The sequence below is a fragment of the Leucobacter sp. UCMA 4100 genome (assembly GCF_027853335.1).
Lineage (GTDB): Bacteria > Actinomycetota > Actinomycetes > Actinomycetales > Microbacteriaceae > Leucobacter_A.
In genome coordinates this window covers 1,808,967-1,821,942 of sequence record NZ_JAFEUS010000002.1, presented here as the reverse complement: position 1 = coordinate 1,821,942, position 12,976 = coordinate 1,808,967, and the positions used below count along the sequence as shown (strand labels likewise).

13 protein-coding genes are annotated in these 12,976 nt (G+C 62.8%); 5 read left to right on the top strand and 8 right to left on the bottom strand.

From position 1 onward, the window contains the following. Window positions 1-80: 80 nt before the first annotated feature. Entirely contained in the window at window positions 81-797 is a 717-nt protein-coding gene (locus JSO19_RS08580; RefSeq protein WP_270911112.1) for a GntR family transcriptional regulator, read from the top strand. Here the strand turns inward: JSO19_RS08580 and JSO19_RS08575 are convergent. The 5 genes from JSO19_RS08575 to sdhC are packed head-to-tail and all read right to left on the bottom strand — an operon-like array spanning window position 743 to window position 5,205. Further along, entirely contained in the window at window positions 743-1,669 is a 927-nt protein-coding gene (locus JSO19_RS08575; protein WP_270911111.1) for a YihY/virulence factor BrkB family protein, read from the bottom strand. The genes JSO19_RS08580 and JSO19_RS08575 overlap by 55 nt on opposite strands. A gap of 41 nt (window positions 1,670-1,710) precedes the next feature. Beyond that, window positions 1,711-2,496: a succinate dehydrogenase iron-sulfur subunit gene (locus tag JSO19_RS08570; RefSeq protein ID WP_217133738.1), complete on the bottom strand. Its 786-nt coding sequence runs from the start codon at window positions 2,494-2,496 to the stop codon at window positions 1,711-1,713. A gap of 3 nt (window positions 2,497-2,499) precedes the next feature. Continuing rightward, the gene (gene sdhA / locus JSO19_RS08565) at window positions 2,500-4,311 is read right to left on the bottom strand and encodes a succinate dehydrogenase flavoprotein subunit (RefSeq protein WP_217133736.1); all 1,812 of its coding nucleotides are present in this window, start codon (window positions 4,309-4,311) and stop codon (window positions 2,500-2,502) included. A 25-nt stretch (window positions 4,312-4,336) separates the two neighbouring features. Continuing rightward, entirely contained in the window at window positions 4,337-4,762 is a 426-nt protein-coding gene (locus tag JSO19_RS08560) for a succinate dehydrogenase hydrophobic membrane anchor subunit (protein WP_217133734.1), read from the bottom strand. Window positions 4,763-4,785: 23 nt separating this feature from the next. Then, on the bottom strand, window positions 4,786-5,205 hold the full coding sequence (gene sdhC / locus JSO19_RS08555) for a succinate dehydrogenase, cytochrome b556 subunit (protein ID WP_270911110.1): 420 nt from the start codon (window positions 5,203-5,205) through the stop codon (window positions 4,786-4,788). A 175-nt stretch (window positions 5,206-5,380) separates the two neighbouring features. Here sdhC and JSO19_RS08550 point away from each other — a divergent pair, with 175 nt between their 5' ends. Next, window positions 5,381-6,502, top strand: coding sequence for a mannose-1-phosphate guanylyltransferase (locus JSO19_RS08550; RefSeq protein WP_270911108.1), 1,122 nt, complete (start codon window positions 5,381-5,383; stop codon window positions 6,500-6,502). 379 nt (window positions 6,503-6,881) lie between these two features. On the opposite strand, the gene ccsB is transcribed toward JSO19_RS08550, so the two are convergent. The 3 genes from ccsB to JSO19_RS08535 all read right to left on the bottom strand — a co-directional run bounded on the left by ccsB (window position 6,882) and on the right by JSO19_RS08535 (window position 9,468). After that, on the bottom strand, window positions 6,882-7,739 hold the full coding sequence (ccsB, locus tag JSO19_RS08545) for a c-type cytochrome biogenesis protein CcsB (protein WP_270912123.1): 858 nt from the start codon (window positions 7,737-7,739) through the stop codon (window positions 6,882-6,884). 182 nt (window positions 7,740-7,921) lie between these two features. Beyond that, the gene (locus JSO19_RS08540; RefSeq protein ID WP_270911106.1) at window positions 7,922-8,647 is read right to left on the bottom strand and encodes a cache domain-containing protein; all 726 of its coding nucleotides are present in this window, start codon (window positions 8,645-8,647) and stop codon (window positions 7,922-7,924) included. Window positions 8,648-8,664: 17 nt separating this feature from the next. After that, the gene (locus JSO19_RS08535; protein WP_270911105.1) at window positions 8,665-9,468 is read right to left on the bottom strand and encodes a FadR/GntR family transcriptional regulator; all 804 of its coding nucleotides are present in this window, start codon (window positions 9,466-9,468) and stop codon (window positions 8,665-8,667) included. Window positions 9,469-9,660: 192 nt separating this feature from the next. Between JSO19_RS08535 and JSO19_RS08530 the strand changes: the two genes are divergently transcribed. From JSO19_RS08530 to JSO19_RS08520, 3 genes are all read left to right on the top strand, one after another. Further along, window positions 9,661-10,713: an ABC transporter ATP-binding protein gene (locus JSO19_RS08530; RefSeq protein WP_270911102.1), complete on the top strand. Its 1,053-nt coding sequence runs from the start codon at window positions 9,661-9,663 to the stop codon at window positions 10,711-10,713. A gap of 62 nt (window positions 10,714-10,775) precedes the next feature. Further along, entirely contained in the window at window positions 10,776-11,963 is a 1,188-nt protein-coding gene (locus JSO19_RS08525) for an extracellular solute-binding protein (RefSeq protein ID WP_270911100.1), read from the top strand. Window positions 11,964-12,083: 120 nt separating this feature from the next. After that, a complete protein-coding gene (locus JSO19_RS08520) occupies window positions 12,084-12,968 on the top strand; it encodes an ABC transporter permease (RefSeq protein ID WP_270911099.1) in 885 nt (294 codons plus the stop codon). The last annotated feature ends 8 nt before the right edge of the window (window positions 12,969-12,976 follow it).

Below are 12,976 nucleotides of genomic sequence, written 5' to 3'. Positions count from 1 at the left end.
GTAGCAATTGTTCAACAATGCATGGCAGAACGCGCGCTTTCCGACTCCTCACCCACCGATCCCGCCGCTAAGATGGGGGCATGGCGAGCGAGCAACCCCGCGGCGAAAGAGCCGAGCGAACGGTGGCACTCTCGCGCGCAGAGGCCGTGGCCCACGCCCTGCGCTCACACATCAGCGCAGGCACCCTCGCGCCTGGCGACCGGCTCGTCGAGGCCGAGCTCACCCAGGAGCACGGGGTCTCACGCAACACGCTTCGCGAAGCGTTCAGGCTGCTCAGTCAAGAGGGCCTCGTCACGCACATTCCGAACCGCGGTGCGTTGGTCGCAACGCCATCGATCACCTCGATCATCGACCTCTACCGCGTGCGGCGCATGATCGAGTGTCAGGCCATCAGAGGCTCACTGCCCAAGCACCCCGCGATCACGGCCATGCGCCGAGCCGTCACGATGGCGGTGAAGGGACGCGACGAGAACGACTGGACCAGAGTCGGCACGGCCAACATCGCCTTTCACGCCGCCATCATCGAGCTCGCCGACAGCCCACGCCTGCGGCAGCTCTTCGACAATTACACGGCAGAGCTCAGGCTTGCCTTCGGGCTCATCGACGACCCCGAATACCTGCACGCACCGTTCATCGACCAGAACCTCGCGATCGTTGAACTCATCGAGGCGGTCAAAACCGCAGAGGCGGCAGACCTCCTCGACGACTATCTCGTGCGCGCCGAGCGCATCTTGCTCGCCGCCTACGAGCGCTTAGGCGAAACCTCGCCCTCGGGCAATCCCATCTCGGGGTCCTGACCCGTCGCGATCCACGCCGAGGTCATAAGAATCACGCGACAAATCAGGTTAAACCAGAGCAGCAGGGCCACGAAGAAGGCGAATGAGGCAAGCAGCGGGTTCGAGCCGACGCTCACGAAGCCGAGGCTCGCAAGCAGCTTCAGCCCAAAGAGCGCGAGCGAGCCGTAGGCGCTGCCCTCGATGAGACGCCACACCGAGGCGACCTTCACCTCGGCCAGCAGCATGTGAATGCCCATGATGATAAGCACGTCGAGCAGGAACATGAGCGTGTAACTCGCGACCCAGCCAAGGGTGCCCGCGAGCCAGCTATCGCCACTCACATCGAAGAAGTCGAGAACGTGCCGAAACACGCTCGAACTCACGACGGTCAGCGAGGCCGAGATGAGAATCGCGAGGAAGAAGCCGACCGCGCCGAAGAAGTCGCGCAGTTTGAGCAGCAACCAGTTGCGGTACTCCTTGACCTCGAGGCCAAAAATGATGCGCACCGAGCGCCGCGTGCTCGTGAACCAGGCCATCGAGACCCACACGAGCGAGACACCGGCGATCGCGCTACCCCAGGTGAGGGTGCGCTGGTTGAGCAGCTCATCGAGCTTGATCTGCCCCTTTTGCTCAGCCGTCTCAATGAGACCCGGAACGTACGAGTTCACGATCTCAGAGATCGAGTTAATGAGCTCGGTGTTGCCACGCGTCGAGAGGGCGAGAATGCCGAAGCCGACCCACAACGCCGCAAAGACGGCAAAGACCGCCTGGAAGCTCATGCCCGCGCTCAACACCGGACCGCCGACGTCGGTGAAGCGAGAGAACGCTCGGTACGGGTGCGAGAAGCGAATGCGCTTCCACACGTATGCAAAGAACCCTCGCCAGGCGCTCACCTTGGGCGGCGCCTGCCGAGGGCTCTTCGAAGTGCGTACTATTAGTTCACCTTGCCGGTACGAATGGCCTGCTTGACCTCGGCGATTGCCTGGGTCACCTGGATGCCACGGGGGCATGCCTCAGAGCAGTTGAAGGTGGTGCGGCAGCGCCACACGCCCTCTTTGTCGTTCAGGATGTCGAGGCGAACCTGCGCGTTGTCGTCACGCGAGTCGAAGATGAAGCGGTGTGCATTCACGATCGCCGCGGGGCCGAAGTACTGGCCGTCGGTCCAGAACACGGGGCATGACGAGGTGCACGCAGCGCAGAGAATGCACTTGGTGGTGTCGTCGAAACGCGCTCGATCCTCGATCGACTGCACGCGCTCCTTGCCAGGCTCCGGCTTCGAGCCAGCGACGAGGAACGGCTGCACCTCGCGGAATGCCGCGAAGAAAGGCTCCATGTCGACGATGAGGTCCTTCTCGAGGGGCAGGCCCTTGATCGGCTCAACGTAAATCGGCTTCGAGATATCGAGGTCTTTCACGAGCGTCTTGCACGCGAGACGGTTGCGACCATTGATGCGCATCGCGTCTGATCCGCAAATGCCGTGCGCGCACGAGCGGCGGAACGTCAGCGAGCCATCCATGTCCCACTTGATCTTGTGCAGGGCATCGAGAATACGGTCGGTCGGGTACATGGGCACATCGAAGTCTTCCCAGTACGCCTCCTGGCCCGATTCGGGGTCGTAGCGGCGAATGAGCAGCGTGACGTTAAACGGCTGCGGTGCATCTTCGTTCACGGTCGCGGTCGCAGTGTCGTTTGCGGTAGCGGTTGCGGTTGTGGCACTCATGCTCTAGTACTTCCTCTCCATGGGCTGGTACCTCGTCATAACCACGGGCTTCCAATCGAGCGTGATGTGGTCTTCGGGATCTGCCGAGTGCGGGTCACCGGTCAGGTACGCCATCGTGTGCTTCATGTAGTTCTCGTCGTCGCGCTTCGGGTAGTCGTCGCGCATGTGACCGCCACGGCTCTCCTTACGGTTACGAGCCGTGTATGCCAGAACCTCTGCGAGGTCGAGCAGGAAGCCGAGCTCGATTGCCTCGAGCAGGTCGGTGTTGAAGCGCTGGCCGCGGTCGTGAATGGCCACGTTCATGTAGCGCAGGCGCAGGTCGTGGATCACACCGAGTACCTCGGTGAGCGAGTCTTCGGTGCGGAACACCTGAGCGCCGCGATCCATCGCCTCCTGCAGTTCCTGGCGGATCTTGCCGACGCTCTCGGTGCCGGTCGAGCTGCGAATCGTCTCGACCATCTCGAGCACGTGCGATGCCGCGCCCTTTGGCAGCGGAGCGAACTCGGCCTCGTTTGCGTAGTCGGCTGCGTTGTTGCCAGCGCGCTTGCCGAACACGTTGATGTCGAGCAGTGAGTTCGTGCCAAGACGGTTCGAGCCGTGCACCGAAACGCAGGCGCATTCGCCCGCGGCGTAGAGGCCAGGAACAACGGTCGTGTTGTCCATGAGCACCTCGGCGTCGTTGTTCGTCGGGATGCCGCCCATCGCGTAGTGCGCGGTCGGGAACACGGGAACGGGCTCAACGACAGGGTCTACGCCCAGGTAGGTGCGCGCGAACTCGGTAATGTCGGGCAGCTTCGTCTCGAGCACCTCGGCGCCCAAGTGGGTGCAGTCAAGGTAGACGTAGTCTTTGTGCGGGCCAGCGCCGCGACCGTCGAGCACCTCTTGCACCATTGAACGCGCAACAATGTCACGCGGGGCGAGGTCTTTAATGGTCGGCGCGTAGCGCTCCATGAAACGCTCGCCCGAGGCGTTACGCAAGATCGCACCCTCACCACGGGCACCCTCGGTCAAGAGAATGCCGAGGCCGGCGAGGCCGGTCGGGTGGAACTGGAAGAACTCCATGTCTTCGAGCGGCAGGTTCTTGCGCCACACGATGCCAACGCCGTCGCCCGTGAGGGTGTGCGCGTTTGACGTCGTCTTGAAGATCTTGCCGAAACCGCCGGTCGCAAACACGACCGACTTTGCCTGGAAGACGTGGATCTTGCCGGTCGCGAGCTCGAGGGCGACGACGCCCGCGGCCTTGCGATCTTTGCCCTCGCCATCGAGCACGAGGTCGAGCACGTAGTACTCGTTGAAGAAGTTCACACCAAGCTTCACGCAGTTCTGAAACAGCGTCTGCAGAATCATGTGGCCCGTGCGGTCTGCTGCGTAGCAGGCGCGGCGAACCGCGGCCTTACCGTGGTCACGGGTGTGGCCGCCGAAGCGACGCTGGTCGATCTTGCCCTCGGGCGTACGGTTGAAGGGCAGGCCCATGTTCTCGAGGTCGATGACCGCGTCGATCGCCTCTTTCGCGAGAATCTCGGCCGCGTCCTGGTCAACGAGGTAGTCGCCACCCTTGACGGTGTCGAAGGTGTGCCACTCCCAGTTGTCGTCTTCGACGTTGGCGAGGGCAGCGGCCATGCCACCCTGCGCAGCACCCGTGTGCGAACGCGTCGGGTACAGCTTGGTGATCACCGCGGTCTTCGCCTTCGGTGCCGCCTCGATGGCTGCGCGCATGCCTGCGCCGCCAGCGCCAACAATCACCACGTCAAACTGGTGATAGGTAATCCCGTCGATGACCTGAACGTCTTCGCCCGCGTGAGTATCCGTGCTCAAAACTGTGAACTCCTTTGAAATGTGCTTACTGTGCCGAGCAGAACGATGCGAGGAGAGCGGGGTCAGCGCCTTCCGGGCAGGGCTCGAATGTCCAAACAACGAGGGTGCCGAGCAGAATAAGCAATGCTGCCGCGAGGAAGAGCGCGATCTTCAGCGCCTTCGCCGCTCCCTGCTTGGTCACGTAGTCGTTGACGATGGTGCGCATGCCGTTGGCACCGTGAATGAGGGCGAGCCACAGGAGCAGCGTGTCCCACACCTGCCAGAACGGCTGTGCGAGCTTGCCGCCAACAAAGCCGAAGTCAATTGCGTGAATGCCGTCGCCAACCATGAGGTTGGTGAAGAGGTGGCCGAAAATGAGCACGACGAGAAGAATTCCCGAGACGCGCATGTAAATCCAGCCCCACTTTTCCCAGTTGGTGCCGCTCTTACCGCGAGTTGCTACTGCAGTCATTGGTTCTCTAACTCCTTCTCGCCCTACCAGCCGAACACGTTCATGAGGTGACGAGGCGTGAAGCCCGCCATGGTGATGACCCATGCGACCAGCACGATGTTGAACATCGCCTTGTGGTACTTGGGGCCCTTCGACCAGTAGTCGACCAGAATGATGCGAATGCCGTTGTAGGCGTGGTAGACGATCGCACCCACGAGGGCGACCTCGCCAAGACCCATGATCGGGGTCTGGTAGGCGCCGATGACCACGTTGTACGCCTCAGGGCTCACGCGAATGAGCGCGGTGTCGAGAACGTGCACGAGAAGGAAGAAGAAGATGGCCACACCGGTGATGCGGTGCAGAACCCAGGACCACATGCCCTGGTTGCCGCGGTAGAGAGTACCTCCAACGCGTTGCTTTTTCGGCGCTACCGCAGGGGCTTGGCCTGCTGTATTGGTGGACACTAGATGCTCCTCCTGAGTCATACGGGGTGCTTTTTTGGCTCGCAAATGACTGAGCTACGCCTCTCATTATGGCACTTTTCTGAGAGACTCATGACCACCGGCATACCCTATGAGGTTTATGAACGCCACTAGGACGTTCTGAATAGGGCCATTCAGTGTCGCTACAGTGGTGAGTATGACAGCTGAGCGTGACCCTATTGATCGTCTAACGTGCGTGATTCCCGCGGGCGGAGTTGGCTCACGCCTCTGGCCGCTCTCACGGGCCAAAGCCCCAAAATTCTTGCTCGATCTCACGGGCTCAGGCTCATCGCTGCTCAGCTCCACGTGGCAGCGGCTCGAGCCCCTCGTCGACCCCGAGCGCATCATGGTGGTGACGGGCCAGGCGCACGCGCCCCTCGTTCGCGCCCAACTGCCTGACCTGCCCGAGCATAACCTCATCACCGAGCCATCACCCAAAGACTCGTCGGCAGCGATCGGCCTCGCGGCCGCCCTGCTCGAAATTCGCGACCCCGACGCGATCATCGCCTCATTCGCCGCCGACCACGTCATTCGCGGATCGGTGCTCTTCGAACGCGCCGTTCGCACTGCCGTCGCGGCAGCCGACGAGGGCTCGATCGTCACGATTGGCATTCACCCCACCTTTCCCTCGACCGGCTTCGGCTACATCAAGGGCGGCGGTGCTCGCACCGACCTCGCCCCCTTCGACGTGTACGACGTCGACGAGTTCGTCGAGAAGCCCAACCAGGAGACCGCCGAGCGATACATCACCGAGGGCGGCTACCTCTGGAACGCGGGCATGTTCATCGCCCGCGCCACCGTGCTGCTCGAGGCCATGGCCAAGTCAGAGCCCCAGCTCGTCGCCGACCTTCGCGAGATCGCCGCGAGCTGGAACTCAAGCGACGGCGCCCAGAAGCGCGAAGAACTGTGGCCGCATCTGAAGAAGGTCGCGATCGACTACACGGTCGCAGAGCCAGAGGCCGCCGCCGGCAACATGGTCTGCGTCTCGGCCCACTTCGAGTGGGACGACGTCGGCGACTTCGCCTCCGTCGCGAAGCTCCTCACCCGCGGCCGCCAAAGCGACCTCGCCGTGCTCGGCGACAGCGCCCAGGTACTCTCGCACAAGTCGAGCGGCATCGTCGTCTCTGAAAGCGACCGCCTCGTCGCGCTCGTCGGCGTCGACGACATCGTCGTGGTCGACACGAGCGACGTACTGCTCGTCACCACGAAGCAGCACGCTCAGGACGTGAAGCAACTCGTCGACCGCATGAAGCTGTCGGGCGGCGGGCACCTGCTGTAGGGGGCGTGCGCCTGCGCGCTCGACTGGGCAATCGCCCGCCCGCTCCGGGCTCCGGGCTCCGGGCTCCGGGCTCCGGGGCGATCCTGCACACCGTTTTTCCGTTTACTTGACGAAAAGCAGGGTGTTTTCGCGAAATAACCCTGCTTTTCGTCAAGTAGACGCGATAAAAGCCGGGAAACAGCCTCGCGGTGCCGCCAGGTAGCCGAAAGATGGCCGTCGCACCGGCTTCAGGCACAAAAGTGACACTCTAGGACAGTAATCAAGCCGGAAGCGACACAGCCAGCCGCCAGCCAGCCAGCGAACAGCCAGCCAACCAGCGAGCACCCCACCACAACAGCAGCGGGCACCGGGCACCGGGCGCCGACCTACAGCGCGCGGCCTACAGCCCCGAGTACGAGTGCAGACCCGGGAAGAACTGGTTCACGATCGTGAAGTTGAAGATCACTGCAGTGAAGCCCACGATGTTCAACCAGCCCGAAGGGTTGCCACGCCAGCCGCGGGTCGCACGGGCGTGAATGTAGCCGGCGTAGAGCACCCAGATGACGAAGGTCCAGACCTCTTTCGTGTCCCAGCCCCAGTAGCGGCCCCACGAGGCCTCGGCCCAGATCGAGCCGGCGATCAGCGTGAAGGTCCAGAAGACGAAGCCGATGACCGTCATGCGGTACGAGAGGTTCTCGAGGCGCTCTGACGTCGGGAAACCGCGCAGCATCTTCATGACCTCGGCGCCCGACTCCTTCTTGAGGCGTTCGCGGCGTGACTGCATGAGCTGCAGAATCGCGAGGCCGAAGGCGAGCGTGTAGAGGCCGACGGCGAGCACGGCGACAAGAATGTGGATCACAAGCCAGTACGAATTCAGCGCGTCTTGCAGCGGCACGACCGGCACAAAGTAATTGACCTTAGCGACCATGAGGAAGAGCACCGCGATGCCCGTCATGAGGGTGCCGAGGAAGCGCAGGTCGACGAAGAACTGCACGATGATAAAGATGAAGATTCCGGCGAGCGTCGCGGTGAGGGCAAACTCGTACATGTTGGCCCAGGGCACTCGCTCGGCAGCAATACCGCGCAGCACCGTTGCCGTTGCGTGTAGGAGGAAGCCGAGAACCGTGAGCGAGAAACCGATCTTTACGCTGCGTGAGCTCTTCGTGGCGTCGCGTTGGTCGTCGCTCCTGTTAGCGAGGTCGACCGCATAAAAAATGAATGCGAGCGAGTAAACGATAACCGCTGAGTACAGCGCCATGCCTGAATAGTGCTCAAGAGTCTCCACGGTTGCCGAGTTTACCGGTCGGTTACTCGATTACACCTGTGAATTCGGGCCAGCATTGGTGCTACAGCGCGAGGGTCAACGTGCGCCACCGCTTCGAGCAGAGTGTCACCGAAAAAGCCAGTTATCGAGCCGTCGAGAAACAGCGCGAACGCCCGCTACACCGCCACCGCGAGCGCGGGCTCCGAGAGCACCGTGAAGGGGTGCTCGGCCGCCGAGGCGAAGCCTGCCGAGGGGTGCTCGACGCGGTCGAGGGCGAGGCGGTCGCCCGTGAAGACGGCGACGTCGGTCGAGATGACGACGCGGCGGTTGGTGTTCATGACCGTGACCCGGTTGTTCGACTGGAGCTTCGGCAAGAACGAGTCTTCGAGGGTGCTCACGAGTACGTCGACGCACAGCACGCCGGCGAATGCTCCGTCGATCGATACGGGAATCGCCGAGGTGAGGGTCACCTGGTTCGAGCAGAGGTAGTCGACGAAGGGGCCTGCGACCACGGCGCGGCCCGTCATCTCTGGGGTGCGGTACCACTCGAGGCGGCGAAGGTCGACGGCGCCGGGGCCAACACCGAAGGTCGACGATGCGAGCGGCTGCTTGTCGGGGCCTTGCCACCACGCAAGGGGATTACCCTGCGGCAGCACAGTCTCGGCCGCGCAGAAGCCAGCGCCGTAAATCGGCACGTCAGTCTGGCCGAGAATCGCCTTCGAGCGTTCTTCGACGAGCGCGACGAGCTGGCCATCACTCAGCGGCCCTGCGGCAAGTTGCCGTGCAAGGTCAGCCTCGACCTCCCGCGCCCAGTCGCGCAGCATTGCGAACACCTCGTCGAAGAATCCCTCGACCAGCGCGAGCCCCCGTTCGGCTTCCTGCTGAAACACCCGTTGTTCCACGACGCCTTCTCGCTTTCTTACGCTACAGAACCCCCTCGATTCTGTAGTTCATACCGTATGTCCTCATCGTTCGAATGTGCAACTAGACGCTGTCGAAACGCGATAAGCCAGTGCGTTGAACGGCGAATGCCCTCGCGCACGACGGTGCGTGCGCGGCCAATATCTTCGTCGCGGATCGCCTCAATCTGCTGGGCGAGCTGCCGTTCGGTGTATTCGCGCGCCTCGGGGTCGGCGTCTTGCAGCGCGAGGAGCGGCGTGTACTGGCTCTGGATGCGCACGTGCTCATCGGTGAGGCGCACCGACTGGCTGAGGCTCGCAAGTTCGAGTTGCATGTCGGTGACTTTGGCGCGCCAGGCGTCTCGGCTAAGGGCTGGAATGGTTGCGAGAATCTCGCTCATGACGTCGAGTTCGAAGTCGGTTGCGCGCTGGCACGCGAGCTCGGCGCACGAGGCCGAGCTCATTTCGTAGTGCAGCCCAAGGTCGGCGACCGTGACGCGCGGCATCTCGACGAGGGTTCTCGCGCTCATCAGCTCGGCGTCGTCGCGGGTGAGCGAGACGAAGCTGCCCCCTACCCTGCCGCGCCTCGTCTCGATGAGCCCGGCCGAGCGAAGCGTGGTGAGTGCTTCGCGCACCGTGACGACCGAAACGCCGAGTAGCCTGGCGAGTTCTGATTCGCTCGGCAGTCGCTCGCCGAAGGCAAAGGCGCCGGCAACGATCGATCCGGTCAGGCGGTCGACGATCATCTCTGCGCGCCCCGCGTCTCCGATCGGCGTGAGCGCGGCAACCTGAAGCCTGCTCGACCGCGGTTCGGGTTGCGACACGTTGAGACCTCCTAGCCTTTCCCTGGCGAGTGTATCGAGTCGTTCGCCCGATCTTCCTGAATTCCTGCCCGCAATTTCCTCGCGACGCGTAACCAAATCGTGATCGATTTCACGTCCAAGGATTTCTAACATCTAAAACCATATGTTAATGTCTTTTCAACCCATCGACACCGACGTTGAGGAGAACACGTCATGAGCACCGACACCCCCGCCTCAGGCACCGCGGCAGTTTCACTGCGCGGCATCACGAAGCGCTTCGGCGACTTCACCGCGGTCAAAGACCTAGATATCGAGATCGAGCGAGGCGAGTTCTTCTCGATGCTCGGCCCCTCGGGCTCTGGCAAGACCACGGTGCTGCGCATGATTGCCGGCTTTGAGGCTCCCACCGAGGGCACGATCCACCTCGAGGGAACCGATATCACCCACGAGGCGCCCTTCGACCGCGAGGTCAACACCGTCTTTCAGGACTACGCGCTGTTTCCGCACATGAACGTGCTCGACAACGTGGCCTACGGGCTCACGGTGCGCAAGATGAGCAAGGCTGAGAAGTACGAGCGGTCACGCGAGGCGCTGCGCCAGGTGCAGCTCGACCACCTCGCAGACCGGCTACCATCGCAGCTTTCGGGTGGTCAGCGTCAGCGCATCGCGCTCGCCCGCGCCCTCATTCTGCGCCCCAAGGTGCTGCTGCTCGATGAGCCGCTCGGCGCGCTCGACAAGCAACTGCGCGAGCAAATGCAGATCGAGCTCAAGCAGATTCAGCGCGAGGCCGGCATCACCTTCATCTTCGTCACACACGACCAGGAAGAGGCGCTCACGCTCTCTGACCGCATCGCGGTGTACAACGACGGCAAGATCGAGCAGGTCGGCAGCCCGCGTGAGGTCTACGAGTTTCCGCAAACCGAGTTTGTCGCAAAGTTTCTGGGCGTCACGAACCTTATCTCAAGCGACCTCTCACAGCAGCTCTTCGACTCGGCCAGCCAGCACAGCATCAGGCCAGAGCGAGTCGGCGTGCGCGACGCGACCTTCACGGGCGAGGCAGGCACCGTCGCCCTCCAAGGCGTCATCGCCGAGACCGTCTACGCAGGCCCGCAAACAAGGTACCTCATTGACACCGAGGCTGGCGTGCGCCTCATCTCTGAGCACCAGAACGCGCACGCCCCGCGGCTCGACCCGAGTATTCGACGCGGCGACCGCGTGACCGCGGTGTTCGACCGGGCACACGCAACCGCGATTCCCGGCGCCTAACGCAGGCCACAACTCTCAAGCACCACACCACACCGCATCAAACACACAAAGGAGTCACACTGATGTTGAAGAAGAAATTGATGATCCCGGCGGCGATGCTCGCCGCCGCGGGTCTCGCAATCACCGGCTGTTCGTCAGACGACGCGGGCTCGGGCGACGCCTCAGGCGAGCTCAAGATCGACGTACCCGACGTACCCATGATGGAAGAGCTCGGCGAGAACGAGGGCGAGGTCAACATCGTCGCGTGGTCGGGCTTCGTTGAAGACGGGTGGGTCAAGCCCTTCGAGGAGCAGACCGGGTGCACCGTCAACCGCCGCGTCGCCGGAACCTCTGACGAGATGGTGACGCTCATGCGCACCGGAGAATACGATCTCGTGTCGGCCTCGGGCGACGCCTCGCTGCGCCTCATCGTGGGCGGCGACGTGCAGCCCATCAACCAGGAGCTCATTCCCAACTTCGGCGACGACATCGTTGAGGGCATGCAAGGCCAGGTATACGACACCCTGAACGGCAAGTCGTACGGCGTGCCCATCGGTCGCGGCGCAAACATTCTGCAGTACAACACCGACGTTGTCACCGAGACCCCCGACAGCTGGAGCGTTGTGTGGGAAGAGGATTCACCCTACGCGGGCAAGATCATCGGCTACGACGCACCCATCTACATCGCCGACGCCGCGATCTACCTCATGCACACCCAGCCCGACCTCGGCATCACGAACCCGTACGCACTCGACGAGACCCAGCTGAAGGCCGCGGTTGACCTGCTCAAAGACCAGAACAAGCGCGTCTCAGAGCACTGGGCAGACCCCGTCGCCCAGATCACCTCGTTCACGAACGGCAACACCGTCGTCGGCACCTCGTGGGAGGTTCTGCGCAAGCTGAGCGAAGATGACCGCCTCGAGGGCACACTGCCCAAGGAGGGCTCGACCGGCTGGTCAGACGCCTGGATGCTCGGCGCCCAGTCGAAGAACCCGAACTGCGCCTACCAGTGGATGGACTACACGAGTGGCGCCGAGGTCAACGGCGCAATCGCGATGAACTTCGGCATGGCGCCCGCCAACGCGGCGTTCTGCGAGCTGAACGACGAGGCGAAGGCACACTGCGAGACCTTCAAGGCAACCGACGAAGAGTACTACTCGCAGGTCTGGTTCTGGACCACGCCGATCGAGCAGTGCATCGACGGCCGCACCGACGTACAGTGCACGAACTTCCAGCAGTGGACCGAGGCCTGGACCACGGTAAAGGGCTAAACCCCCTCGCCGGGCGCCGCCACCTTGCGGCATCCGGCACCCACGCTCGCGGGGCGGCGCTCGATGCCACCCCGCGGGCCCCGATCCGCACCACTCATCACCACACTTTGAGGATTCGCAGTGTCAACACAAACCGCAACGAAGCGCACCGCACACCCGGTTTCTTCTTCGCTCTACAAGCGCCCGCGCGGCAGGCTCGCGGCGCTCATCACGCCCCCGATGCTGTGGCTCGTGGGGGTCTATATTCTTTCGATCGCGCTCATGCTCGTGACCGCGTTCTGGGTCACTGACCCGTTCACGTCGAAGGTCACGCCCGGCTTCACGTTCGATAACTTCGTGAACCTCGTGAAGATTCCGGCGTTCTTCTGGACCGCGGTGCGCACGCTCGGCATTGCCCTCGCCGTCACCGCTATTTGCATCGTCTTCGCCGTGCCCCTCGCCGTCTTTATGGCGAAGGTCGCTGGCCCGAAGCTGCGCGCCTTTCTCGCGGTCGCCGTCACGCTCCCGCTCTGGGCGGGCTACCTCGTCAAGGTGCTCGCGATGCGCATCACCTTCGCCGAGGAGGGCTTCGTGAACTGGCTACTGAACCCGCTCGGCATCAGCGGCCCAGGCTTCGGCATCACGACCGTCATCATCACGCTCACCTACCTCTGGTTTCCGTACATGATCATCCCGATCTACTCGGCGGTATCGCAGATTCCCACGAACCTGTACGACGCCGCGAGCGACCTCGGCGCGAAGGGCCTGCGCACGATCACCTCAGTCGTGTTTCCCATCCTGAAGCCGGCCGTCATTGCCGGCTCGATCATGACATTCTCGCTCAGCCTCGGCGATTTCATCGCCGCTCGATTCGTTGGCGGATCGACCCAGATGATCGGTTCAATCATCTCGTCGAACATCAACCTGAACCCGCCCGTCGCGGCCGCGTTCTCGGTGGTTCCCATCGTGATCGTGCTCGTGTTTCTGCTTCTCGTTCGCCGCACCGGCGCGCTCGACAACCTCTAGGAGCCTCC

What these genes read in the sequence shown, in the direction of transcription:
- JSO19_RS08530 (WP_270911102.1), top strand. Translation starts at nt 9,661, where the DNA reads ATGAGCACCGACACCCCCGCCTCAGGCACCGCGGCAGTTTCACTGCGC.
- JSO19_RS08580 (WP_270911112.1), top strand. Translation starts at nt 81, where the DNA reads ATGGCGAGCGAGCAACCCCGCGGCGAAAGAGCCGAGCGAACGGTGGCA.
- JSO19_RS08560 (WP_217133734.1), bottom strand. Translation starts at nt 4,762, where the DNA reads ATGACTGCAGTAGCAACTCGCGGTAAGAGCGGCACCAACTGGGAAAAG.
- JSO19_RS08570 (WP_217133738.1), bottom strand. Translation starts at nt 2,496, where the DNA reads ATGAGTGCCACAACCGCAACCGCTACCGCAAACGACACTGCGACCGCG.
- JSO19_RS08550 (WP_270911108.1), top strand. Translation starts at nt 5,381, where the DNA reads ATGACAGCTGAGCGTGACCCTATTGATCGTCTAACGTGCGTGATTCCC.
- ccsB (WP_270912123.1), bottom strand. Translation starts at nt 7,739, where the DNA reads ATGGCGCTGTACTCAGCGGTTATCGTTTACTCGCTCGCATTCATTTTT.
- JSO19_RS08525 (WP_270911100.1), top strand. Translation starts at nt 10,776, where the DNA reads ATGTTGAAGAAGAAATTGATGATCCCGGCGGCGATGCTCGCCGCCGCG.